This is a genomic window from Delftia sp. WSY_7, from assembly GCF_043104845.1.
GTDB lineage: Bacteria > Pseudomonadota > Gammaproteobacteria > Burkholderiales > Burkholderiaceae_C > Comamonas > Comamonas tsuruhatensis.
This window is the reverse complement of record NZ_JBICLB010000005.1, coordinates 64678-88283: the sequence shown is the minus strand read 5'-3', so window position 1 is coordinate 88283 and position 23606 is coordinate 64678. Positions and strand designations below refer to the sequence as shown.

Here is a 23606-nt window from a genome sequence, read left to right as displayed (position 1 = left end):
CAGATGGCGAATACGGCAGACAACAGCTCCAGCGCTCCGGTGCTCAGGGTTTCGGGCATTTCCAAACGCTTCGGCGGGCTGCAGGCGCTGTCCGATGTGGGCATGACCATTGGCCGGGGCCAGGTCTACGGACTGATCGGACCCAATGGCGCGGGCAAGACCACCTTCTTCAACGTGATCACGGGCCTGTACACGCCCGACAGCGGCAGTTTCGAGCTGGCCGGCAAGGCCTACGAGCCCACGGCCGTGCACAAGGTGGCCAAGGCCGGCATTGCGCGCACCTTCCAGAACATCCGGCTGTTTGCCGAGATGACGGCGCTGGAGAACGTGATGGTCGGGCGCCATGTGCGCACGCACTCGGGCCTGATCGGCGCGGTGCTGCGCACGCGCGGCTTCAAGGCCGAGGAGGCCGCCATCCGCGCGCGCGCCCGTGAATTGCTGGACTACGTGGGCATCTCCAAGTACGCGGACTTCAAGGCCCGCACGCTGAGCTACGGCGACCAGCGGCGCCTGGAGATCGCGCGGGCCCTGGCCACCGACCCGCAGCTGATCGCGCTGGACGAGCCTGCCGCCGGCATGAATGCCACCGAGAAAGTGCAGCTGCGCGAGCTGATCGACCGCATCCGCCGCGACCAGCGCACCATCTTGCTGATCGAGCACGACGTGAAGCTGGTCATGGGCCTGTGCGACCGCGTCACCGTGCTCGACTATGGCAAGCCCATTGCCGAAGGCACGCCGGCCGAGGTGCAGAAGAACGACAAGGTGATCGAAGCCTATCTGGGCACGGGAGGACACTGAACCATGGGCGAGCAAGAGCAAGAGCAAGACAAGGGCGCGTCCCCTCCGGTGCTGCTGAAGGTCGAGGGCCTGAAGGTGGCCTATGGCGGCATTCAGGCCGTCAAGGGCGTGGACTTCGAGGTGCGCCAGGGCGAGCTGGTCTCGCTGATCGGCTCCAACGGTGCCGGCAAGACCACCACCATGAAGGCCGTCACGCGCAGCCTGCAGATGGCGGACGGCGATGTGCACTACCTGGGCCGCAGCATCCGGGGCGTGGGCGCCTGGGATCTGGTGGCCCAGGGCCTGGTCATGGTGCCCGAAGGGCGCGGCGTGTTCGCGCGCATGACCATCACCGAGAACCTGCTCATGGGCGCCTACACGCGCAACGACAAGGCCGGCATTGCCGCCGACATCGAGCGCATGTTCGGCATCTTCCCGCGGCTGAAGGAGCGCCGCGACCAGCTGGCCGGCACCATGTCGGGTGGCGAGCAGCAGATGCTGGCCATGGCGCGCGCGCTGATGAGCCAGCCCAAGGTGCTGCTGCTGGACGAGCCCTCCATGGGCCTGTCGCCCATCATGGTGGACAAGATCTTCGAGGTGGTGAGCGACGTGCACGGCCTGGGCGTGACCCTTGTGCTGGTCGAGCAAAATGCCAGCCGTGCGCTGGCGCTGGCCGATCGCGGCTATGTGATGGAGTCCGGCCTGATCACCATGACGGGGCCCGGCCAGACCCTGCTCAGCGACCCGCGCGTGCGGGCTGCCTATCTGGGCGAGTGAGCGCCACGGCTGCCGTGAGCGCGGGGATGGATGGAATGCCCCGTGCCACTGACGGGATATGGCAAAAATATGACGATTTGATGAAGATTCATCAAGCGTCGATCGATGCGAGACTTTGCGTATTTGTGCGATGGAATGGGTTATTCGAGGAAATTCGCGCAAAAAGGCAATTTTTGGAAAGAAATCGAAAATCCGCCCTGCCGAGTGCCGGACGCGATAATTTGGGTTTCCCCGCGTCGGGCTGCACATCACATGAACTGGCTCCAACACATCCCCGTCGGGCTGCAGACCGTGGTCCTGCTGGCCATGAGCAATGTCTTCATGACCTTCGCCTGGTATGGCCACCTGAAGAACCACGCCTCGTCGCCCTGGTACGTGGCAGCCCTTGTCAGCTGGGGCATCGCGCTGTTCGAGTACCTGCTGCAGGTGCCCGCCAACCGCATAGGCCACACGCAGTTCAGCGTGGCGCAGCTCAAGATCATCCAGGAGGTGATCACGCTGGCGGTGTTCGCGCCCTTTGCCGTGCTCTACCTGAACCAGCCGCTCAAATGGGACTTCCTCTGGGCCGGGCTGTGCATGGTGGGCGCGGTGTACTTTATTTTTCGCAGCGGCTGACAGGGCGGCGCGCCGGCGCGCAAAAACGCGCCTGGGACTCAAGAGTACACTTCGCCCCGTTCAAGCCGGGAAGCCATGCCAAGCATCCGCAATGTGACGCAGTGAGTCGCCTGGTTCCCCCTGTTTCCCGGTAAGGAGCATTCATGCTTTTTGGCAAGTTATTGCCGCGCGAAGGCAATTTTTTCGAGATGTTCAACCAGCATGCCGATCGCATCGTCGAAGCCGCGCATGCCTTCTCGCAGCTTGTCGCCAACTACAACGATCCTCATCTTCGCGAGAAGTACAACGAGGACGTGAACAACGCCGAGCGTGCCGCAGACCGCGTGACGCACGACGTCACCAAGGCGCTGCACAAGACTTTCATCACGCCGCTGGACCGCGAGCACATCCACTCGCTGATCAACACCATGGACGACGTGGCCGACCTGATCCAGGACTCGGCCGAGACCATGGCGCTGTACGACGTGCGCCACATGACGGAAGAGATCACGCGCCTGACGGACCTGTGCGTGCGCTGCTGCGAGCGGCTGCGCGATGCGGTCAAGCTGCTGTCGCGCATCTCCGATCCCTCGGTGGTGGACGCGGCGATGAAGACCTGCGAGGAAATCGACCGCCTCGAATCGGACGCCGACCGCGTGATGCGCTCGGCCATGAGCAAGCTGTTCCGCGAAGAGCCCGATGTGCGCGAAGTCATCAAGCTCAAGGCCATCTACGAGCTGCTGGAGACGGTGACCGACCGCTGCGAGGACGTGGCCAACCTGATCGAGGGCATCGTCCTCGAAAATTCCTGAGCCCTCGCGGAGTCGTTTCTCTATGGAATCCGTACAAGCGGCCCTGTGGGTCGTGATCCTGCTGGTGGTGCTGGCCCTGCTGTTCGACTTCATGAACGGCTTCCACGATGCTGCCAACTCGATCGCCACCGTGGTCTCCACGGGCGTGCTCAAGCCCACGCAGGCCGTGGCCTTCGCGGCCTTCTTCAACGTGGTGGCGGTCTTTGTCTTTCACCTGAGCGTGGCAGCCACCGTGGGCAAGGGGATCGTGCAGCCCGGCATCGTCGACACGCATGTGGTCTTCGGTGCCCTGGTCGGTGCCATTGCCTGGAACGTGATCACCTGGCACTACGGCATCCCCAGCAGTTCCTCGCATGCGCTGATCGGCGGCATCGTGGGCGCGGTGATGGCCAAGGCCGGCGCAGGCGCGCTGATTGCCAGCGGCATCGGGAAGACCGTGGCCTTCATCTTCGTCTCGCCGCTGCTGGGCTACCTGCTGGGCTCGCTGATGATGGTGCTGGTGGCCTGGGTCTGCCGGCGCGCCGCGCCCAACAGGGTGGACCGCTGGTTCCGCAGGCTGCAGCTGGTCTCCGCCGGTGCCTATAGCCTGGGCCACGGCGGCAATGACGCGCAAAAGACCATCGGCATCATCTGGCTGCTGCTGATCGCCACCGGCTATGCCAATGCCGGCGACGCCGAGCCGCCGCTGTGGACCATCGTCAGCTGCTACCTGGCCATCGGCCTGGGAACCATGTTCGGCGGATGGCGCATCGTCAAGACCATGGGCCAGAAGATCACCAAGCTCAAGCCCGTGGGCGGCTTCTGCGCCGAAAGCGGTGGTGCACTGACGCTGTTCTTTGCAACCTTCCTGGGCGTGCCGGTCTCGACCACGCACACCATCACCGGCGCCATCGTCGGCGTGGGCTCCACCCAGCGCGCCAGCGCCGTGCGCTGGGGCGTGGCAGGCAACATCGTCTGGGCCTGGGTGCTGACGATCCCTGCCAGCGCCTTCGTGGCATCGATTGCCTACTGGATCAGCCTGCAGCTGTATTGAGCCGGGGCTGCTGCCGCCAAAAAGAAAGACCGCCCATGGCGGTCTTTCTTTTTTCGGGGGAAGCGTTGGCTGCGCCTCACTGCGAAATCTTGCGCGCCTCCTCCACCTGGTGCTCGAAGTAGTGCTGGAAACTGTAGGCAATGCTGGCCATGAGCACGGCGGCGCCCAGCATCAGCGACAGCGCAATGGCAAAGATGGTTGACCAGCCCGTGCGTCCGGCCTGCGCCTGCACGTCAATGCCGGGGTTGTGGCGCCGGTTCCAGGCTTCGGTGTCGGTCAGCCCGTAGAGGATGGCGCGCAGCGCACAGCCGGCGATGGTGAAGCCCAGCAGCGGAATCAGCAGCCAGCTGAGCTGGTCGTCCTGTCCCAGTTGCTGCACGCGTTCGATGCCGTACACGCCCAGCGCCGTGGGCACGGGCAGCAGCCAGCCCAGCCAGTCGCCGAGCCCATGCAGGTAAAAGCGATGCAGCCCCAGCGGCCCGCCCACAAAGGCCAGCCAGGCGGCCAGTGTCTTGTTCCTGGGGCGGGGAGCCCGGTCGGCGCCGGTGGTCTGGGGCAGGGGCGTGCTGGGTCGGTTCATGCGCCCATTATTCGGGCGAACTGCGGTTGCCGTCTCCCAGGGTCTTCTCCATGAGCACGATGTCCAGCCAGCGGCCGAACTTCCATCCCATGGAGCGCAGCGTGCCCGCAGGGGTGAAGCCTGCAGCGCGGTGCACCCCGATGGAGCCGGCATTGGCCGAGTCGCCGATCACCGCCAGCAGCTTGCGCACGCCGGCCGCCTCGCAGTCGTGCGACAGCGCATCGATCAACAGGCGGCCCACGCCCTGGCCGCGTGCCGCGTCATGCACATAGATGGAATCCTCGGCAGAAAAACGATAGGCCGGGCGCGGCTTGAACCAGTTGGCGTAGGCAAAGCCCAGCACCTGGCCCTGTGCGTCCACGGCGACCAGATAGGGCAGGCCCTTGGCCAGCACATCCGCGCGGCGCGTGGCCATGTCGGCTTCGGAAGGGGGATCGGTCTCGAACGTTCCTGTGCCATGCAGCACGTGGTGGCGGTAGATGGCGGTGATGGCAGCGAGATCGCTGTCCTGGCTTGGGCGGATGGTAGGCATGAGAAAAGAAGTTCGATATAATCGCTGGTTTTACGGCGTGTCGCTGGCCGGGTGGCCATGTCGCGTGTCTCAAACGCCGCAAAACTCTGTGCAGCCATTTATTGTGTGTTAATTACGTGGTGGCTGCGCCACCCGAAGGAAAATCATGGTCGTCATTCGACTCTCTCGCGGCGGTTCCAAGGCCCGTCCGTTCTACAACATCGTTGCTGCTGACAAGCGCGTTCGCCGCGATGGTTCGTTCATCGAACGTCTGGGCTTCTACAACCCCAACGCCCGTGGTGGCGAAGAGGGTCTGCGCGTTGCTCTGGACCGCGTGAACTACTGGAAGGGCGTTGGCGCGCAGGCTTCCGAGACCGCAGAGCGCCTGATCAAGCAGGCCACCCAGAAGACTGCTGCCTAATCCAGCACCCCTTCTGAAATCGGGTTCCGTTGGCTTGTCTGACGGGGCCCGTTTTTGTTTTCCCCCTCCGGATCGCCTTGCACCGATCTGCATTGACCGTCCACCTACTGCCTACCGACTGCCATGAGCCACATGCCTGAACTCGAAGCCAGCGTCCTGCCTGCCGATGCCGTGGAGGTCGGGCGCATCGCCGATGCCTGGGGCATCAAGGGCTGGTTCAAGGTGGCGGCCTTCAGTTCCGACCCCGAGGCCCTGTTCACGGCCAAGCAGTGGTATCTGCAGCCCGCCGAAAAAGGCGCCCGGCAGTTCACCGGAACCGTGCTGCTGCCGGTCAAGCAGGCGCGCGTGCACTCCGACTCCGTCGTCGCCACCTCGCCCGCCGTGAACGACCGCAACGCTGCCGAGGCCCTGCGCGGTGCGCGCATCTTCGTGGCGCGCAGCGATTTTCCGCAGCCCGAGGATGGCGAGTATTACTGGGTCGACCTGCTGGGCCTGTCCGTGGTCAACCGCGAAGGCGTGGCCCTGGGCATCGTCCGAGACCTGCTGTCCACCGGCCCGCAGACCGTGCTGGTGCTGGCCTATGAAGAGGATGGCAAGGAGCGCGAGCGCATGATTCCCTTTGTCGACGCCTATGTGGACAAGGTGGATCTGCCGGGCAAGACCATCGTTGCCGACTGGCAGCCCGACTACTGATCGCCGACATCCATGCGCTTCGACATCCTCACGCTGTTTCCCGAGCTGTTCACGCCGTTTCTCGAAAGCGGCGTGACGCGCCGGGCCTATGCCTCGGGCCAGGTCGGCGTGCACCTGTGGAATCCGCGCGACCATGCCCAGGGCAACTACCGGCGCGTGGACGACCGGCCCTTTGGCGGCGGGCCGGGCATGGTGATGATGGCCGAGCCGCTGCAGCGCTGCCTGGAGGCGGCGCAGCAGGCGCGCCGCGACGCGGGCGAGACCGAGCCGGCGCCGGTGGTGCTGTTTTCGCCGATAGGCACGACGCTGCGCCACTGCGTGGTCGCTGACTGGGCGCAGGGGCAGGGTGCCATCTTGCTGTGCGGCCGCTACGAGGGGTTGGACCAGCGCTTCATCGATGCCCATGTCACGCACCAGCTGAGCCTGGGCGATTTCGTGCTCTCCGGTGGCGAGATTGCTGCCATGGCCTTGCTCGATGCCGTGGCCCGGTTGCAGCCCGGCGTGCTCAACGACGAGGGCAGCTTCCAGCAGGACAGCTTCAATCCCGCGCTCGATGGTCTGCTCGATTGCCCGCACTACACGCGCCCCGAAGTCTGGGAAGGGCGCGAAGTGCCGGCGCCGCTGTTGTCTGGGCACCACGCGCAGATCGAGCGCTGGCGCCGCGACCAGCGCCTGTCCATCACGGCCAGGCACCGGCCCGAGCTGATAGAACAGGCGCGCGCCCAGGGCCTGCTCAACGCCAAGGACGAGGGGTTTTTGGCAAAAAACGCCGCCGGGCTATAATCCGCGATTCTTCGATCCTCTATCCGGCCGCTGCTACGAACAAAGCAGCCATGGCGCCAATCCCGGCGCTTGCCAATCCTGGCGCGGACAAGATCGATTGGATGTTGACCATGAATCTGATCCAGACCCTCGAGCAAGAGGAAATCGCCCGTCTGAACAAGACCATCCCCCAGTTCGCCCCCGGTGACACCGTCATCGTGAGCGTGAACGTGGTCGAAGGCAGCCGCAAGCGCGTGCAGGCCTACGAAGGCGTCGTGATCGCCAAGCGCAACCGTGGCCTGAACAGCGGCTTCACCGTGCGCAAGATCTCCAGTGGTGAAGGCGTGGAGCGTACGTTCCAGACCTACTCGCCCCTGATCGCCGGCATCGAAGTCAAGCGTCGCGGTGATGTGCGTCGTGCCAAGCTGTACTACCTGCGCGAGCGCAGCGGCAAGTCGGCCCGCATCAAGGAAAAGCTGCCGTCGCGTGTCAAGGTTTCTGCCGAAGCCTGAGCACCTGCGTCACAGCTGGAAAGCCGCTACAGTCGCCTGTAGCGGCTTTTTTGTTGCCCGGTCGTTTTCACCACATTCCTTCATTCGTGTCCTCTCTGCCCGATACCGCCATACCCGTGCCGACCGGCGGCCCGGCGCCAGCGGCCGTCGCCTTGGTCGCCGACCCGCGCATGGCGCAACTGGTGGGCAGGGACAGCCACCTGCCCGCCGTGCCTCTGGAGGCCCGCGCGCCGGATGCCCTGCGCCAGCGCTTTGCGCGGCCGCCACGCTGGGCTCCCGAGGTGGTGCGCGAGAAACGCTTCAGTGATCGCCAGCCCACCGATGCCGCCGTGCTCGTGCCCATCGTGCTGCGCTCCGAGCCCACGGTGCTGCTGACCGAACGCACGGCCCATCTGTCCACGCATTCGGGCCAGGTGGCCTTTCCGGGTGGCAAGCGCGATCCTGAGGATGTGTCTGCCCAGGCCACGGCCCTGCGCGAGGCGCAGGAGGAAGTCGGGCTTGCTGCCGGCGATGTGGAAGTGTTGGGCACCCTGCCCATCTACACCACGGGCACGGCCTTTCTGATCACGCCGGTGGTGGCCCTGGTCGATCCCCGGGCGCGCCTGCATCCCAATCCCTACGAGGTGGCGGACGTGTTCGAGGTGCCGCTGTCCTTTTTGCTCGATCCTGCCAACCATGAGCGCCACGCCATGGTCTGGAACGGCGTGCCGCGCGAATGGTTTGCCATGCCCTACCAGGATGGAGACCGCCAGCGCTACATCTGGGGCGCCACGGCCGGCATGCTGCGCAATCTTTACCGATTCCTGTCGGCCTGATGCCCGGATGGGGTGCCGTGCCACCCCGGGGTCACGGGCCTGCCCGCATGCGCCAGTATGATGGCCGGATGAGTTTCTTTGCCATTCTGATCGCCTTGCTGATCGAGCAGGCGCGCCCCCTGACGCCGGCCAACCTGGTGCACACAGGCTACAGGGCCTGGACGGTTTCGGTGCGCCGCAACTTCGATGCCGGCCAGGCGCACCACGGCTGGCTGGCCTGGACCGTGGCGGTGGCGCTGCCCTGCGTGCTGGTGACAGGCATCTATCTGCTGCTGCTGTGGGGCGTGGGCTGGCCGCTGGCCATGGTCTGGAATGTGGCCGTGCTCTACGTCACGCTGGGCTTTCGCCAGTTCAGCCACCACTTCACGCGCATCCGCGATGCGCTGGATGCAGGTGACGAGTACGCGGCGCGCGAAGCCCTCGCCCACTGGCAGCAGGTGGACGCCAGCGAAGTGCCCCGCAGCGAGGTGGTGCGCCATGTGATCGAGTATTCGGTGCTGGCAGCGCATCGCCATGTGTTTGGCGTGCTGTTCTGGTTCTCTGCACTGGCGGCGCTGGGCCTGGGCCCGCTGGGCGCCGTGTTCTACCGCATGACCGAGCACCTGTCGCGCTCCTGGTCGCGCAAGGGCCTGCTGGGTGGCAGCCAGGTCAGTGTCCAGTTGCAGCACGCCTCACGGTTGGCCTGGACCGTGATCGACTGGCTGCCCGCACGGCTGACGGCTCTTTCCTTTGCCGTGGTCGGCAGTTTCGAGGAGGCCATCGAGGGCTGGCGCTTCCATGCCCAGCGCTTTCCCAACGACAACGACGGCGTGATCCTGGCCGCCACCTCGGGCGCCATCAACGTGCGCCTGGGCGGCGAGGCACTCAAGCGCCGCGAGGGCATCTCGGTGACCCGGGACGACGGCGAGGAGATCGACCTCGACGTGGACAGCGAAGCCACGCCGGGCCGTGAGCCCGAGATCGGCCACCTGCGCAGCGTGGTCGGCCTGGTCTGGCGCTCGGTCGTGGTCTGGCTGCTGCTGCTGGCGCTGCTGTCGCTGGCGCGCCTGTTGGGTTGAGTGCGGAGCCTGCGGGCGAGTCCTGGATGACGCCCCTTTGGAGGCGTCGTTTCCTCCCTCCCGGAGGGGTCCCGTGGCGTTTGGGGGAGGCTCAATACTTCGTGGCCTGACTCAACTCATCAAACAGCTCGGCATAGATGCAGTACCGGTTGGCACTGATGTCATGGTCGGCGTCCATGCCGTGTTCCTCATCCTCCACGCGCGGCATGACCGCGCATCCGGGCTCGTGCAGGTGGGTGCAGTTGTAGAACTTGCATTCCTGCGCATGGGCGCCGATGTCGGGCATGCAGCGGGGCAGGTCGGTGGGTTCGATGTGGCGCAGGCCGAACTCCTGGAAGCCCGGCGAGTCGATCAGGGCTGTCGTGCGCTCCTCGTCCATCCAGTACCAGCTGGTCGTGGTGGTCGTGTGCTTGCCGGAGTTCAGTGCCTGCGAGATCTCGTTGGTGGCCGCGCGTGCGCCGGGCACCAGCAGGTTGATCAGGGTGCTCTTTCCCGAGCCGGAAGGGCCCAGCACCAGCGTGGCCTTGCCCTTGAGGTGCTTCATCAGCAGCTGCCGATCGGCCTCGCCCTCATTGGCCAGCGACAGCGACAGCACCTCGTAGTGCGGCTTTTCCTGGCCCAGGTACATCTCGCGATAAGGCTCCAGGCGCTCCCAGGCGTCGGCAAAGGGCTCGGCCAGGTCACGCTTGTTGAGGGCAATCAGGGGCTTGATGTGGGTGGCTTCGGCAGTGATCAGGGCGCGGGCCAGCTGGCTTTCGGAGAAGACCGGCTCGGCGGCGATCAGGATCAGCACCTGGTCGATGTTGGCTGCAAAGGACTTGGTGCGTATCTCGTCCTGCCGGTAGAACAGGTTGCGCCGCTCCAGCACCTTTTCTATGGTGCCTTCCTCCCCCTGGCCTGGGGGCGGAAGCTGCCAGCGCACGCGGTCGCCCACCACGGTCTGGCTCTTCTTGCCGCGCGGGTGGCAGATGTGGCGCGAGCCGTCTTCGGTCTCGACCACGCAATGGCGGCCATGGCTGGAGACGACCAGGCCTTCGTGCAGTGCGGAGCGCTCAGCCATGGGTCAGCGGGGTGCGATTCATGGGCGCGCCAGCAACGCATCGATACGCCTTGCGCACTCGATGTCGGTGGACGAGATGCCGTTCACGTCATGCGTGTTCAGGCGTACACCGCAGCGGCCGTAGCTGACGGTCAGGTCGGGATGGTGGTCCTGCTGGTGGGCGATCAGGGCCAGCGCATTCACGAAGGCCATGGTCTCGTAGTAGTTGGCGAAGGCGTAGCTCTTGGCGATGGCATCGCCATCGAGCTGCCAGCCCGGCAGGGCGGCCAGTGCGGTGTGCAGTTCGTCGGAAGTCAGCGCGCGGCGCTGCTGGTTGGACCAGTCCTGTTGTTGCAAGCGTTGTGTGCTCATGGTGAGTGCGTATGGTTCAGGTCGGAGAGGGCATGCGCGCCAGCCGGGCGAGGGCGGGCGGATGCGAGTAGTAGAAGCCCACGTACCAGGGATCGGGCGTGAGCGTTGAAGCATTGTCCTCGTACAGCTTGAGCAGTGCCGAGGCCAGGTGGGTGCCGCTGGCCTGTTGCATGGCGTAGGCATCGGCTTCGAACTCGTCGCGGCGCGACAGGGCCGAGAACAGCGGGGTGACAAAGAAGCTGAACACCGGCACGGCCAGCAGGAACAGCAGCAGCGCCACGGCCTCGTTGCCGGCGCCGATGCCGCTGTGTCCCAGCGCAAGGTCCAGACCCGGACGCACGCCCAGGCCCAGGTAGAACCACAGCTGCTGCGACAGCCAGCCCAGCAGCGCAAAGCCCGCCAGGCTGGCGGCAAACATCAGCAGCATGCGCTTGAGGATGTGGCGGTGCTTGAAATGTCCCAGCTCATGCGCGAGCACGGCCTCCACCTCGTCGGCGTCCAGCTGCTTGAGCAAGGTGTCGAAGAACACCACGCGCTTGGCGTGGCCAAAGCCCGTGAAATAGGCATTGGCATGTGCCGAGCGGCGGCTGCCGTCCATCACGAACAGGCCCTTGGCCGTGAAGCCGCAGCGCTGCATCAGTGCGCTCACGCGCTCCTTGAGCGGGCCGTCCTCCAGCGGATCGAACTTGTTGAACAGCGGTGCGATGAAGGTCGGGAAGATCCACATCAGCAGCAGGTTGAAGCCCGTCCAGACGGCCCATGCCCAGAGCCACCACAGGTCGCCGGCCGAACCCATGAGCCACAGGATCAGTGCCGCAATCGGAAGGCCGATGGCTGCGCCCATGGCCGTGGACTTGGCGGCATCGGCCAGCCACAGCCGCAGCGTCATCTGGTTGAAGCCGAAGCGCTGCTCCAGCACAAAGGTCTGGTAGAGCGACAGCGGCAGCTCCACCAGGCCGGAGATCAGTGCAAAGCTGGCCAGCAGCGCCAATTGCTGCCACAGGCCGGCGCCCATCCATTCCAGCAACTGCTGGTTGAGTGCATCCAGCCCGCCCAGCAGCGTCCATGCGAGCAGCACCACGGCGCCCAGCGTCATGTCGATCAGGGCAACGCGTGCCTTCGCCAGTGTGTAGTCGGCGGCCTTCTGGTGGGCGGCCAGGCTGATGCGCTGCGCAAAGGCCTCGGGCACCTGCGCTCTGTGGCCTGCCACATGGCGAACCTGGCGCGAGGCCAGCCAGGCGCGCAGCAGCCACTGGGCCAGCACGGCTGCGGCAAACAGCAGGGAAAGCGTCGAGGAAAAATCGGGGTTGAAGACCATGTGGCCGCAGTGTAGGCGACAATTTGGGCCATGTCCGAAGCCTCCAGCGCCTGCATTCCCGTCCCCGCCGAATCCGGCACGCCCGTCACCCTGAGCAAATCCGACCTCAATCTCGTCTGGCTCGACTGCGAGATGACCGGGCTGCAGCCCGACACCGATCGCATCATCGAGATCGCCGTGGTCGTCACCAGCCCGGACCTTGCCACGCGCATCGAGGGTCCTGTGTTCGCCATCCATCAAAGCGATGCCCTGCTCGACGGCATGGACGCCTGGAACAAGGGCACGCACGGCAGGAGCGGCCTGATCGAGCGCGTCAAGGCATCGACCACCACCGAGGCCGATGCGGAAGCCGCGCTGATCAAGTTCCTGGCGCAGTACGTTCCCAAGGGCAAGGCGCCGCTGTGCGGCAACAGCATTGGCCAGGACCGGCGCTTCATGGAGCGCTACATGCCCAAGCTCAACGACTTCTTTCACTACCGCAACGTTGATGTCAGCACCCTCAAGGAACTGGCCAGGCGCTGGAAGCCCGATGCCTACGCATCCTTCAAGAAGGCCCAGCGCCACACGGCGCTGGCCGATGTGCATGAATCCATCGATGAGCTGGCGCACTATCGCGCACGCCTGCTGAGCGTCTAGCGCCCGGAGCCGGGCCCTCCGGCCATTTTTGTGCAGGGGGCTTGCGGGAAAACCCCAGGAGTGCGACAATCTACAGCTTGCCTCCATCAACAAGGGGCAATTTGCACATCTCCATCACACAAGGGCTCCTGCGCTGTGTGTCCGAGGTCGATGTCCACAGACCTCCATGAAGGCTTTCATGGATGGCGGGACCATCGGTTTCGGACCAGCCGAAAACGCCCATCCGCCCTTTTGCGAAGGGCCGGTCAAGTCTGACGGTGGATGTTGACCCAACCGTCGAGAAAAGCGTGGCAGATCGCTGACTGCGCGTGCTTTTCGTTAGAGCCATTCATGAACGACATCTCTCAAGAGCAGGGCATCATTGCCGCTGCCGATTCCTCTTTTGCTTGCGCTGCCCAAGCCTCTTCCGTGCTGGACGCCGCCGTTGCCGGTGCCGAGCAGGCCGCCGAGTCGCAGGCCGCTGCTGAAACCGTCGAGGGCGCCGAAGCCGCTCAGGCAGCTCCCGAACTCCCCAACGCCTTCGTCGAGCTGGGCCTGGCTGAAGAGCTGGTCCGCGCCGTTGCCGATCTGGGCTACACCCAGCCCACGGCCGTGCAGGCGCAAGCCATTCCCCTGGCCATGGGCAGTGGTGATCAGGCCTTCATCGACCTGATGGTTTCCAGCCAGACCGGCTCGGGCAAGACCGCCGCCTTCCTGCTGCCCGTGCTGCACACGCTGATCCAGCAAAAGGCTGACGAGGAAGCCGCCATCCGCGCCGAATATGACCGCCAGTGCGCCGAGGCCACTGCCAGCGGCCAGCCCACGCCCAAGCGCAACAAGCGCAAGGACCCCACCAATCCCCGCAACTTCAAGGCGGCCGTTCCCGGCGCCCTGATCCTGTGCCCCACGCGCGAGCTGGCTCAGCAGGTGGCGCATGACGCCATCGAACTGGTCAAGCACTGCCGTGGCATCCGCATTGCCAACGTGGTGGGCGGCATGCCCTACCAGCTGCAGATTGCCAAGCTGCAGAACGCCAACCTCGTGGTGGCCACGCCTGGCCGTCTGCTGGACCTGCAGCGCTCGATGCAGATCAAGCTCGACCAGGTGCAGTTCCTGGTGGTCGACGAGGCCGACCGCATGCTGGACCTGGGCTTCTCGGACGATCTGGCCGAAGTCAACGACCTGACGGCCCAGCGCAAGCAGACCATGATGTTCAGCGCCACCTTCGCGCCCCGCATCCAGCAGCTGGCCATGCGCGTGATGCATGACGGCGGATCGGGTGTGAAGAAGGTCACCATCGACACGCCCCAGGAAAAGCATGCCAACATCAAGCAAGTGCTGTTCTGGGCCGACAACTCCCAGCACAAGCGCAAGCTGCTGGACCACTGGCTGCGCGACACCACCATCAACCAGGCCATCGTCTTCGCATCGACCCAGGTCGAGTGCGACGGCCTGGCCAACGACCTGCAGCAGGACGGCTTCTCGGCCGTGGCGCTGCACGGCGCCCTGAGCCAGGGCCTGCGCAACCGCCGCCTGATGGCGCTGCGCAGCGGCCAGGTGCAGGTGCTGGTGGCGACCGATGTGGCGGCACGCGGCATTGACGTGCCCTCCATCACCCACGTCTTCAACTACGGCCTGCCCATGAAGGCCGAGGACTACACCCACCGCATCGGCCGCACGGGTCGTGCCGGTCGCGAAGGCGTGGCCGTGACGTTCGCGGAATTCCGTGACCGCCGCCGCATTTTCGATATCGAAGGCTACAGCCGTCAGCAATTCAAGGCCGAGGTGATTCCTGGTCTCGAGCCTGCACAGCGCGCACCCAGCGGCAACGAAGGCCGTGGCGGCCGTCGTGGCGGCGGCTTTGAAGGCCGTGGTGGTGATCGCCGAGGCTCCGCCGGCGGTGGTCGTGGTGGTTTCGGTGGCGACCGCGGCTTCGGCGGTGGTGACCGCGAGCGCAGCTTTGGTGATCGCGGTGGCGACCGTGGCTTCGGCCCCCGCCGTGATTCGGAAGGCTATGGCCGCAAGGCTGGCTTCGGCAGCTTCGGTGGCGGCCAGCGTGAAGGCGGCTTCGGCCAGGGTCAGCGCGAAGGCGGCTTTGGCCAGGGCCAGCGTGAAGGTGGCTACAGCCAGGCTCCGCGTGAAGGCGGCTTTGGCCGTGGCGGCGAAGGCCGTGGCTTCGGCGGCGACCGTGGCGCTGCGCGCGGCGGCGACCGTCGTGAGGGTGCTCCCCGCGATGGCGGCCACCGCGATGGCGGCCACCGCGATGGCGGCTTCCGTGGTGCATCCGGTGAATCGCGTGGCTTCGGCGGTGAATCCCGCGGCGGCTTCGGCGGTGGTGAGCGCCGTCCGGCCTTTGGCAAGAGCGCTCCCAAGCCTTACTCGCCCCAGGGCGGCGATCGCAAGCGCGCCGTGCGCTGATCGATTCCGGCTTTGCATGCAGACCGGCCCTTCGGGGCCGGTTTTTTTTGGGCAATCCGCCTGCCTGCCTGGCGCTGCCTGTGTTCGTGGCGCAGAACCTGCTGTCTGGCGGGCTCTGCGACTGCCATAATCGCGGCGCGGAGGTGCCCTGTGGAGTCTTTGATCGCGTCCAGTGTGGATTTTGAGCACATGTTCGAACTGGCCCCCGTCTCGCTATGGCTGGAGGACTACAGCGCGCTCAAGCGCCTGCTCGACCAGTGGCGAGCACAGGGCGTGACCGATCTGCAGGCGCATTTTTCTGCCCATCCGCAGGCACTGCAGCAGTGCAGTGCCGCGCTCAGGGTGGTTCGCGTCAACCAGCGCACGCTGGACCTGTTCGGCGCCGCGGACCAGCAGACCTTTCTCGACAGCCTGGGCCAGGTGTTCCGTGACGACATGCATGCCGGCCTGGCCTGCGAGCTGCAGGAGCTTTGGAAGGGCTCGCCGACTTTTGCCAACCGCACCGCCAACTACACGCTGGACGGGCGCCGGCTGGACGTGCAGATCCGTGGCCGCATCCTGCCCGGCCATGAGGAGCTTTGGGACTGCGTGCTGGTGTCGCTGGAGGACGTGACGGCCGAGATGCGCAGCACGCGGCAGCTGCACCGCAGCGAGCAGTACTCGCGCGACCTGTTCGAGTACTCGCCCGTGTCGCTGTGGGTCGAGGACTTCAGCTCCATCAAGCGCCTGCTCGACGATGTGCGCGCCCAGGGCATCAGCGATTTCGCCACCTTCCTCAAGGTGCATCCGGAATTCATCTCGCGCTGCATGCAGGAGATTCGCGTCATCGACGTGAACCGCCAGACGCTGCGCATGTTCGGTGCCACCGACAAGCTGCAGCTGCTGAGCCGGCTGGGCCGCATCTTCCGCGATGAAATGATCGACTCCTTTGCCGATCAACTCCAGGACCTGTGGAACGGCAAGCTCGTGCAGCACCGCGAAGTGGTGAACTACGCGCTGTCGGGCGACACGCTGCACATCCACATGCAGCTGGCCGTGCTGGACGGCCATGCGGACGACTGGGGGCTGGTGCTGCTGTCCCTGGTGGATATCACGGCACGCAAGAAGGCCGAGGCCTATCTGGAATACCTGGGCAAGCACGACGTGCTCACCCAACTGCGCAACCGCGCCTTCTATATCGAGGAATTGAACCGCCTGGCGCGCAAGGGGCCGTGGCCGCTGGCCGTGATCGCCATCGACATGAATGGTCTCAAGGAGGCCAATGACGAGCATGGCCATGCCGCAGGCGACGACATGCTTCGCCGCGTGGGCGAAGTGCTGACCAAGGCCGTGGATGCGCCCGCTTGTGCGGCACGCGTGGGCGGCGACGAATTCATGGTGCTGCTGCCAGCCTCGGACGAGCGCGGCGCCGAAGCCGTCAAGGAGCGCATCCTGTCCCTGCTGGAGCTCAACAACCAGTTCTATCCGGGTCAGCTGGTCAGCCTGTCCATGGGCGTGGCCTGTTGCAACGAGGGCAGCCAGCTGGAGGCCACCGTGTCACGCGCGGACCAGGCCATGTATGCCGAAAAGGCGCGCTACTACAAGGAAAAAATGCTGGACCGCCGCGCGGGCCGGGCATAGACGCCCGGGATCCCGGGAGCAGTGGCCTTCAGGCCTCCGAGGCATGCCGCCCGATTTCGGGCCAGCGGTGATGCAGGTAGATCCACGACGCCAGCCCGATCAGCATCATGCTGATCGAGCCCAGGGCCAGCAGCACCGTCGAATGCATCACCAGAGGCGCCAGCACGCCGGCCACGATGCCATTGGCCGTGGAGCCCACCACGGCCTGCAGCGATGAGGCCAGGCCGCGCCGCTCGGGATGGATGTCCAGCACCAGCAAGGTCACGACGGGCACCATCATGGCCCAGCCGAAGGCGAACACACCCACGGGAATCAACGCCCAGCTCACATGGGCAGGCCAGATCAGGTTGGCAACCAGGTTGACGATGGACACCACGAACATGATCACGAAGCCGTGGCGGATCTGGTGCTTGGGTGGAATGCGCCCGGCCAGCCGGCCGCTCACCCAGGCGCCGCCCATGATGCCCGAGATCGAAATCACGAAGAACCAGAAGAACTGCTGCGGCTGCAGGTGCAGCAGGTCGCCCAGGAAGGCGGGGGCCGACAGCACGTACAAAAACATGCCGTTGAAGGGCACGCCGCTGGCAAAGGCCAGCAGCACAAAGCGCGGATCGCTGCACAGCGCCTTGTAGCCCTGCATCAGTGGCTTGAACCGGAAGGGCTGGCGCTGCGCCTGCGGCAGAGACTCGGGCAGAAAGCGCCAGTTGATGCTCCACAGCAGCACGCCCACCAGCGTCAGGAACCAGAATACGGCCGCCCAGCCCAGGTGCACGAACAGCCAGCCGCCCAGCACCGGCGCCAGCGCCGGGGCAATGCCGAAGAAGATGGTGATCTGGGCCATCACGCGCTGGGCCTGGGCAGGCGGAAACAGGTCGCGCACCACGGCGCGCGACACCACGATGCCGGCGCCCGTGGACAGGCCCTGCAGCGCCCGGAACAGCACCAGTTGCGTGATGTTCTGCGACAGCGCGCAGCCTGCCGAGGCCAGCGTGAACACGGCCAGTCCCCATAGCACCACGGGGCGGCGGCCAAAGCTGTCGGCCATGGCGCCATGGAAAAGGTTCATGAAGGCAAAGCCGAACAGATAGGCCGACAGCGTCTGCTGCATCTGCAGCGGCGTGGCGTTCAAGGCCTGGGCGATGCCCGAGAAGGCCGGGATGTAGGTGTCGATCGAGAACGGCCCCAGCATGCCCAGGATGGCAAGCAGGACGGCCAGGGCCCAGCGCGGGCCCTGCCAGAGCGGGGAAACATTTTGTGGCATGCAGGCGAGGCGGTTGTGCGCTGCAGGCGGGCCGCAGGCGCAGAAAAAGGCCGCGCGCCCTTGCGCCTGCGGCAGGGTGACACTGTAGCGGCTTGGCCGGAATCCGGTGTGACGGATGGCTTGGCGAGTGACCTGGGCGATGGAATAGATTGATAGTTTGTATCTAAATGATATAAATATCGATAGAATTTATCTTTTGCGCCAGCATGCACAGGTCCGCCGTGGGGTGGATGGCATGGTTCTGGGCGCTTTCGCCAAGGATCTTTCATGACTGTTTCTCGCCGCACGTTGATATCGGGTCTGGCCCCGGCTGCGTTGCAACTGACCGCAGGCGCTGCCTGGTCCAAGGGCCGCCGACTGCAGCTCTCGGCGGCCTATGGCGATGGCATCTTTCACACGCAGAATCTGCGCAACTTCGCGGCGCGCGTGGGTGCCGATACCCAGCAGGCGCTGGAGATCGATGTGGTGTCCAACTCTGCGCTCAAGCCCATGGCGCAGGTGCTTCCTGCGCTCAAGCGCAATGAAATCCAGTTCGGCGAAGTTCTCATGTCGTCCTATGTGGATATCCATCCGCTGCTGGCCATGGACTCGCTGCCTTTCATCGTGCGTGGCTTTGACGAGGCTGCGCACCTGTGGCAACTGACCCGTCCCGTGCTGCAGGAGTTTTTGCTGGCTCAGCAGGGTGTGCGCCTGCTGTTTGCGGTGCCTTGGCCGGCGCAGGGCCTGTTCTGCCGGCGCCCGGTCAACAGCATCGTGGATCTCAGGGGGCTCAGGCTGCGTGTGCAAAGCGATGCGACCAAGCGGCTGGCTGAACTCTGGGGAGCGCAGCCGGTGGTGCTCGCGGCCGGTGATCTTGGCATGGTGCTGGAGCAGGGAGGTATTGACGCCATGGTTGCATCCAGTGCCACCGGCGTCGACAGCCAGGCTTGGAAGACCATGAAGGTGTTTCTGGACATCAAGGCCTGGATTCCCAAGAACATGTTGTGCGTCAGCGAACTTGCCTGGAAGGGCTTTGCCGAGCCGGAACGCCAGGCCATCAGCCGCGCCGCCGCGCTGGCCGAGAAAGAGGGCTGGGCGCTGGCCCAGCAGGCCGATGAGCTGGGCAAGAAGGTTCTTGTCGACAACAAGATGTCCGTGGCCGCGCCATCGGCGGACCTGCGCCGCATGCTGGATTTGATGGGGGAGCGCTTTGGCCGGGAGTGGGTGGCCAAGGCTGGCAGCAGCAATATGTCTGTGCTGATGGAGTACAACAAGAAAAGGCACTGAGCGCCGGTGCGCTGAGTGCCTTTTCGGGGTGTTGGTGGTGGGCCCTGAGTGATTCGAACACTCGACCAACGGATTAAGAGTCCGCTGCTCTACCAGCTGAGCTAAGAGCCCCACGTATTTCTGCGTGGCTGCCTGAAGAGATCAGGCAAAGGAATTCTTGGTGGGCCCTGAGTGATTCGAACACTCGACCAACGGATTAAGAGTCCGCTGCTCTACCAGCTGAGCTAAGAGCCCCCTCGGGTATTCCGAAGGAATCAGCCTGGATGAATCCAGGCTGAAAAGGAATTTTTGGTGGGCCCTGAGTGATTCGAACACTCGACCAACGGATTAAGAGTCCGCTGCTCTACCAGCTGAGCTAAGAGCCCCAAAAACAAGTCTGCGCTGCAAACGAGACCGCAATTATGCGGCATTTTTGGCGTGCTTGCAGGAAGACACGCCATTTTTTTGGTTCATGGCGCGATCTCGGCGTGCGCGGCCTGCGTGACGTCGGGAACGCAGGCACAAAAAAAGGCGGCCGAAGCCGCCTTGCCTTGGTGTCTGCGCTTACATCAGCAGATGTTCGCCTGCGTTGTCACCGCCCAGGATCACGTAGTTGACCTTGCGGATGTCCATCAGCTTCTTGCCGCCCGAGTAGCTGATGGAGCTTTGCACATCCTGCTCCATCTCGATCAGGGTGTCGGCCAGAAGTCCCTTGACGGGCTCGAGGATGCGCTTGCCTTCGACGTGCTTGTACTCGCCCTTGTTGAAGTCCGAGGCCGAGCCGTAGTACTCCTTGAAGCGCTGGCCGTTTTCCTCGACCGTCTGGCCCGGCGATTCCTCATGGCCCGCGAACAGCGAGCCGATCATCACCATGGTGGCGCCAAAGCGCACGCTCTTGGCGATGTCGCCGTGGCTGCGGATGCCGCCGTCGGCAATGATGGGCTTGGTGGCCACGCGCGCGCACCACTTGAGCGCCGACAGCTGCCAGCCGCCCGTGCCGAAGCCCGTCTTGAGCTTGGTGATGCAGACCTTGCCGGGGCCGATGCCGACCTTGGTCGCGTCGGCGCCCCAGTTCTCCAGGTCGATCACGGCTTCGGGCGTGCCCACGTTGCCGGCGATCACGAAGGACTTGGGCAGCTTTTCCTTGAGGTAGCCGATCATGTTCTTCACGCTGTCGGCATGGCCGTGGGCGATGTCGATGGTGATGTATTCGGGGCACAGGCCTTCGGCGACGAAGCGGTCCACGGTGTCGTAGTCGGGCTTCTTGACGCCCAGCGAGATGGAGGCGAAGCAGCCCTTGCCCTGCATCTCGCGCACGAACTGCACGTTGTCCAGGTCAAAGCGGTGCATCACGTAGAAGTAGCCGTTGCGGGCCAGCCAGGTGCAGATGCTTTCATCCACCACCGTCTTCATGTTGGCCGGCACGGCCGGGATGCGGAAGGACCGACCGCCCAGCTCCACGCTGGCATCACACTCCGAGCGGCTTTCCACGCGGCACTTGCGCGGCAGCAGCAGGATGTTGTCGTAGTCGAAGATTTCCATTTGATTCCAAGCTCCATGAAAGGTCGCGGCAGGAACATCCCTCCGCGATGGGGCGCTTGGCTTGGAGGCCGGTCTTGCGGGCGGCGCGGGCGGGCCGCGTCGCCAGGGCGGCTGTGGCCCGGGCACAAAAAACCGGACCGCAAGAAACTTGGGCCCGGTGATTGATTCTATACGTTGCCGGCGGCGGGCCTGGGCGCCCTGTCGATATAGCGGTTATAGGGATGGCGTTATGAGCCCGCAAGGGCGCGCTGCGCGGGCCTATTGCGGGCAGATCGCGGGCCGATTGCGGGAAATGCGGCATCGGTTTCCCTGGGGAGCGAGGTGCTTTCTACAATGCCAGGATGTTCCCGATCGATCTGCTCGACGGCGCCTCCGGTGCCGCACCCGCCTCCAACTCCCCTTTGCTGGCCAACCTCAACGAGGAGCAGCTCGCTGCCGTCACGCTGCCGGCCGGCCATGCGCTGATCCTGGCCGGCGCCGGCTCGGGCAAGACGCGGGTGCTGACCACGCGCATCGCCTGGCTGCTGCAGACGGGCCAGGCCACGCCGGGCTCCATCCTGGCCGTGACCTTCACCAACAAGGCGGCCAAGGAAATGCTGGCGCGCCTGTCGACCATGCTGCCCTACAACGTGCGCGGCATGTGGATAGGCACCTTCCACGGCCTGTGCAACCGGCTGCTGCGTGCCCACCACCAGGCGGCAGGGCTGTCGTCCACCTTCCAGATCCTGGACATGCAGGACCAGCTGTCGGCCGTCAAGCGCCTGTGCAAGCAGTTCAACGTGGACGACGAGCGCTTCCCGCCCAAGCAGCTGCAGTACTTCATTGCCGGCTGCAAGGAAGAGGGCATGCGCCCCGGCGACGTGGTGGCCAATGACCCGGACACGCGCAAGAAGGTCGAGATCTACCAGCTCTACGAGGAGCAGTGCCAGCGCGAAGGCGTGGTCGATTTCGGCGAGCTGATGCTGCGCTCCTTCGAGCTGCTGCGCGACGACGCCGCGCTGCGCGCCCACTACCAGCGGCGCTTTCGCCACATCATGGTCGACGAGTTCCAGGACACGAACAAGCTGCAGTACCAGTGGCTCAAGCAATTGGCGGGCGACGTGGTGGATGGCCGCCTGCAGGCCCTGGGCAGCGTGATCGCCGTGGGCGACGACGACCAGAGCATCTACGCCTTTCGCGGTGCGCGCGTGGGCAACATGCAGGACTTCGTGCGCGAGTTCGATGTGCGCCAGCAGATCAAGCTGGAGCAGAACTACCGCTCCTACAGCAACATCCTGGACTGCGCCAACGCGCTCATCAGCCACAACAGCCAGCGCCTGGGCAAGAACCTGCGCACCACCCAGGGCCCGGGCGAGCCCGTGCGCATCTACGAGGCGCCCACCGACATGGCCGAGGCGCAGTGGATGGTCGAGGAAATCCAGCAGCTCGTGAAAAAGGACGGCTGGCAGCGCCAGGAAATCGCCGTGCTCTACCGCAGCAATGCGCAAAGCCGGGTGATCGAATCGCAGCTGTTCAATGCCGCCATTCCCTACCGCGTGTACGGCGGGCTGCGCTTTTTCGAGCGCGCCGAAATCAAGCATGCGCTGGCCTACCTGCGCCTGCTGGAGAACCCGCACGACGACACCAGCTTTTTGCGCGTGGTGAACTTCCCACCGCGCGGCATCGGCGCGCGCAGCGTGGAGACGCTGCAGGACGCGGCGCGCAGCGCGGGCTGCTCGCTGCACGATGCCGTCTCGGCGGTGCCGGGCGCGCCGGGCGCCAAGCTCGCAGGCTTTGTCGCCAAGATCGACGTGCTGCGCGAGCAGACCCAGGGCCGCACGCTGCGCGAGATCATCGAGGCCATCGAGGAAGAAAGCGGCCTGCTCGAGCACTACCGCAACGAAAAGGAAGGCGCCGACCGCATCGAGAACCTGCAGGAACTCGTGAACGCGGCCGAGAGCTTTGTCACCCAGGAAGGCTTTGGCCGCGATGCCGTGGCCCTGCCGCTGGACGAGCACGACGGCGCCAGGGCGCTGACGCAAAGCCCCGCCAGCCAGGGCCTGGACCCTGCGCTGCCGTTGCTGGACACGCCGCTCACGCCGCCGGCCGGCACCGTGGCCGGCATGGTCGATGCCGATACCGGCGAGACCCTGTCGCCGCTGGCCGCCTTCCTGACGCACGCGGCGCTGGAGGCTGGCGACAACCAGGCCCAGGCAGGCCAGGACGCCGTGCAGCTGATGACCGTGCATGCCTCCAAGGGCCTGGAGTTCGACGCCGTCTTCATCGGCGGCGTGGAGGAGGGCCTGTTCCCGCACGAGAACGCCATGATGGACCGGGGCGGCCTGGAGGAAGAACGCCGCCTGGCCTATGTGGCCATCACCCGCGCGCGCAAGCGCCTGTACCTGAGCCATTCGCAGACGCGCATGCTGCACGGGCAGACGCGCTACAACGTCAAGAGCCGCTTCTTCGACGAGCTGCCTGAAGAGGCGCTCAAGTGGATCACGCCGAAGCAGGGCGGCTTTGGCAGCTACGCGCCCCGCCCCGGTGGCGGCGGTGGCGGCGGCTATGGCTCACGCGATCGCGGCGGCTTCGGCAGCAAGGCCGAAGGCTGGCGCAGCGAGGTCTTCGCCAGCCCGCCCGTGCCGCCGCAAAAGGCCGACCCGGGCCACGGCCTGCGCGTGGGCCTGAACGTGTTCCACAACAAGTTCGGCGAAGGCAAGGTGCTGGCCCTGGAAGGCACGGGCGACGACGCGCGTGCCCAGGTCAGCTTTGGGCGCCACGGCACGAAGTGGCTGGCGCTGTCCATTGCCAAGCTCACGGTCGTGGAGTGAGGGCCGGGCCGCCGCGCCCGG

General features: G+C 65.2%; 23 protein-coding genes and 3 tRNA genes. 16 read left to right on the top strand and 10 right to left on the bottom strand.

Translation table 11 applies throughout. The features are described 5' to 3' along the window. Window positions 1-3: 3 nt before the first annotated feature. From ACF8ME_RS01735 to ACF8ME_RS01715, 5 genes are all read left to right on the top strand, one after another. Window positions 4-798 (top strand): ABC transporter ATP-binding protein, encoded by a 795-nt coding sequence (locus tag ACF8ME_RS01735; protein WP_016445775.1) that lies wholly within the window; start codon window positions 4-6, stop codon window positions 796-798. A gap of 3 nt (window positions 799-801) precedes the next feature. Then, a complete protein-coding gene (locus tag ACF8ME_RS01730) occupies window positions 802-1554 on the top strand; it encodes an ABC transporter ATP-binding protein (RefSeq protein WP_392415032.1) in 753 nt (250 codons plus the stop codon). Window positions 1555-1806: 252 nt separating this feature from the next. Then, complete coding sequence (locus ACF8ME_RS01725; protein WP_016445777.1) at window positions 1807-2169, top strand: DMT family protein; 363 nt, start codon at window positions 1807-1809, stop codon at window positions 2167-2169. 143 nt (window positions 2170-2312) lie between these two features. Then, entirely contained in the window at window positions 2313-2960 is a 648-nt protein-coding gene (locus ACF8ME_RS01720) for a DUF47 domain-containing protein (protein WP_016445778.1), read from the top strand. Window positions 2961-2982: 22 nt separating this feature from the next. After that, window positions 2983-3993: an inorganic phosphate transporter gene (locus tag ACF8ME_RS01715; protein ID WP_016445779.1), complete on the top strand. Its 1011-nt coding sequence runs from the start codon at window positions 2983-2985 to the stop codon at window positions 3991-3993. Window positions 3994-4069: 76 nt separating this feature from the next. Here the strand turns inward: ACF8ME_RS01715 and ACF8ME_RS01710 are convergent, their stop codons facing one another. Both ACF8ME_RS01710 and ACF8ME_RS01705 read right to left on the bottom strand, forming a co-directional pair. Further along, window positions 4070-4573 (bottom strand): NINE protein, encoded by a 504-nt coding sequence (locus ACF8ME_RS01710; protein WP_016445780.1) that lies wholly within the window; start codon window positions 4571-4573, stop codon window positions 4070-4072. 7 nt (window positions 4574-4580) lie between these two features. Then, entirely contained in the window at window positions 4581-5105 is a 525-nt protein-coding gene (locus ACF8ME_RS01705; protein WP_043789808.1) for a GNAT family N-acetyltransferase, read from the bottom strand. A gap of 145 nt (window positions 5106-5250) precedes the next feature. Here ACF8ME_RS01705 and rpsP point away from each other — a divergent pair, with 145 nt between their 5' ends. From rpsP to ACF8ME_RS01675, 6 genes are all read left to right on the top strand, one after another. Beyond that, window positions 5251-5505, top strand: a complete 255-nt coding sequence (gene rpsP / locus ACF8ME_RS01700) for a 30S ribosomal protein S16 (RefSeq protein WP_012207143.1) — start codon at window positions 5251-5253, stop codon at window positions 5503-5505. A 123-nt stretch (window positions 5506-5628) separates the two neighbouring features. After that, the gene (rimM, locus tag ACF8ME_RS01695) at window positions 5629-6198 is read left to right on the top strand and encodes a ribosome maturation factor RimM (protein ID WP_016445782.1); all 570 of its coding nucleotides are present in this window, start codon (window positions 5629-5631) and stop codon (window positions 6196-6198) included. A gap of 12 nt (window positions 6199-6210) precedes the next feature. After that, a complete protein-coding gene (gene trmD, locus ACF8ME_RS01690; RefSeq protein WP_017405202.1) occupies window positions 6211-6981 on the top strand; it encodes a tRNA (guanosine(37)-N1)-methyltransferase TrmD in 771 nt (256 codons plus the stop codon). Window positions 6982-7091: 110 nt separating this feature from the next. Further along, complete coding sequence (gene rplS / locus ACF8ME_RS01685) at window positions 7092-7472, top strand: 50S ribosomal protein L19 (RefSeq protein WP_016445784.1); 381 nt, start codon at window positions 7092-7094, stop codon at window positions 7470-7472. A gap of 86 nt (window positions 7473-7558) precedes the next feature. Beyond that, on the top strand, window positions 7559-8287 hold the full coding sequence (locus ACF8ME_RS01680) for a CoA pyrophosphatase (RefSeq protein WP_392415029.1): 729 nt from the start codon (window positions 7559-7561) through the stop codon (window positions 8285-8287). Window positions 8288-8355: 68 nt separating this feature from the next. Then, on the top strand, window positions 8356-9345 hold the full coding sequence (locus ACF8ME_RS01675; protein ID WP_026062341.1) for a CobD/CbiB family protein: 990 nt from the start codon (window positions 8356-8358) through the stop codon (window positions 9343-9345). A gap of 91 nt (window positions 9346-9436) precedes the next feature. Here the strand turns inward: ACF8ME_RS01675 and rsgA are convergent, their stop codons facing one another. From rsgA to ACF8ME_RS01660, 3 genes are read right to left on the bottom strand one after another with little or no spacing between them, the layout of a single operon-like run. Beyond that, window positions 9437-10405 (bottom strand): ribosome small subunit-dependent GTPase A, encoded by a 969-nt coding sequence (rsgA, locus tag ACF8ME_RS01670; protein WP_016445787.1) that lies wholly within the window; start codon window positions 10403-10405, stop codon window positions 9437-9439. An 18-nt stretch (window positions 10406-10423) separates the two neighbouring features. Then, on the bottom strand, window positions 10424-10756 hold the full coding sequence (locus ACF8ME_RS01665) for a 4a-hydroxytetrahydrobiopterin dehydratase (protein ID WP_016445788.1): 333 nt from the start codon (window positions 10754-10756) through the stop codon (window positions 10424-10426). A 16-nt stretch (window positions 10757-10772) separates the two neighbouring features. Next, window positions 10773-12074: a M48 family metallopeptidase gene (locus ACF8ME_RS01660; RefSeq protein ID WP_392415027.1), complete on the bottom strand. Its 1302-nt coding sequence runs from the start codon at window positions 12072-12074 to the stop codon at window positions 10773-10775. A gap of 30 nt (window positions 12075-12104) precedes the next feature. On the opposite strand from ACF8ME_RS01660, the gene orn reads away from it, so the two are divergent. From orn to ACF8ME_RS01645, 3 genes are all read left to right on the top strand, one after another. After that, on the top strand, window positions 12105-12710 hold the full coding sequence (gene orn, locus ACF8ME_RS01655) for an oligoribonuclease (protein ID WP_016445790.1): 606 nt from the start codon (window positions 12105-12107) through the stop codon (window positions 12708-12710). Between the two features lie 330 nt (window positions 12711-13040). Then, on the top strand, window positions 13041-15107 hold the full coding sequence (locus ACF8ME_RS01650) for a DEAD/DEAH box helicase (RefSeq protein WP_061287390.1): 2067 nt from the start codon (window positions 13041-13043) through the stop codon (window positions 15105-15107). Between the two features lie 150 nt (window positions 15108-15257). Beyond that, entirely contained in the window at window positions 15258-16727 is a 1470-nt protein-coding gene (locus ACF8ME_RS01645) for a diguanylate cyclase domain-containing protein (RefSeq protein WP_016451114.1), read from the top strand. A 28-nt stretch (window positions 16728-16755) separates the two neighbouring features. Here the strand turns inward: ACF8ME_RS01645 and ACF8ME_RS01640 are convergent, their stop codons facing one another. Beyond that, on the bottom strand, window positions 16756-17988 hold the full coding sequence (locus ACF8ME_RS01640; protein ID WP_016445793.1) for a multidrug effflux MFS transporter: 1233 nt from the start codon (window positions 17986-17988) through the stop codon (window positions 16756-16758). Window positions 17989-18255: 267 nt separating this feature from the next. On the opposite strand from ACF8ME_RS01640, the gene ACF8ME_RS01635 reads away from it, so the two are divergent. Next, complete coding sequence (locus ACF8ME_RS01635) at window positions 18256-19254, top strand: TRAP transporter substrate-binding protein (RefSeq protein ID WP_392415025.1); 999 nt, start codon at window positions 18256-18258, stop codon at window positions 19252-19254. Window positions 19255-19289: 35 nt separating this feature from the next. Here ACF8ME_RS01635 and ACF8ME_RS01630 read toward each other — a convergent pair. The 4 genes from ACF8ME_RS01630 to ACF8ME_RS01615 all read right to left on the bottom strand — a co-directional run bounded on the left by ACF8ME_RS01630 (window position 19290) and on the right by ACF8ME_RS01615 (window position 20775). Continuing rightward, window positions 19290-19365: transfer RNA gene (locus ACF8ME_RS01630), tRNA-Lys, on the bottom strand. Window positions 19366-19412: 47 nt separating this feature from the next. Next, window positions 19413-19488: transfer RNA gene (locus ACF8ME_RS01625), tRNA-Lys, on the bottom strand. 55 nt (window positions 19489-19543) lie between these two features. Continuing rightward, window positions 19544-19619: transfer RNA gene (locus ACF8ME_RS01620), tRNA-Lys, on the bottom strand. Window positions 19620-19797: 178 nt separating this feature from the next. After that, on the bottom strand, window positions 19798-20775 hold the full coding sequence (locus ACF8ME_RS01615) for a GMP reductase (protein ID WP_016445795.1): 978 nt from the start codon (window positions 20773-20775) through the stop codon (window positions 19798-19800). Window positions 20776-21116: 341 nt separating this feature from the next. Between ACF8ME_RS01615 and ACF8ME_RS01610 the strand changes: the two genes are divergently transcribed. Further along, on the top strand, window positions 21117-23585 hold the full coding sequence (locus tag ACF8ME_RS01610) for a UvrD-helicase domain-containing protein (protein WP_392415023.1): 2469 nt from the start codon (window positions 21117-21119) through the stop codon (window positions 23583-23585). Window positions 23586-23606 lie beyond the last annotated feature (21 nt).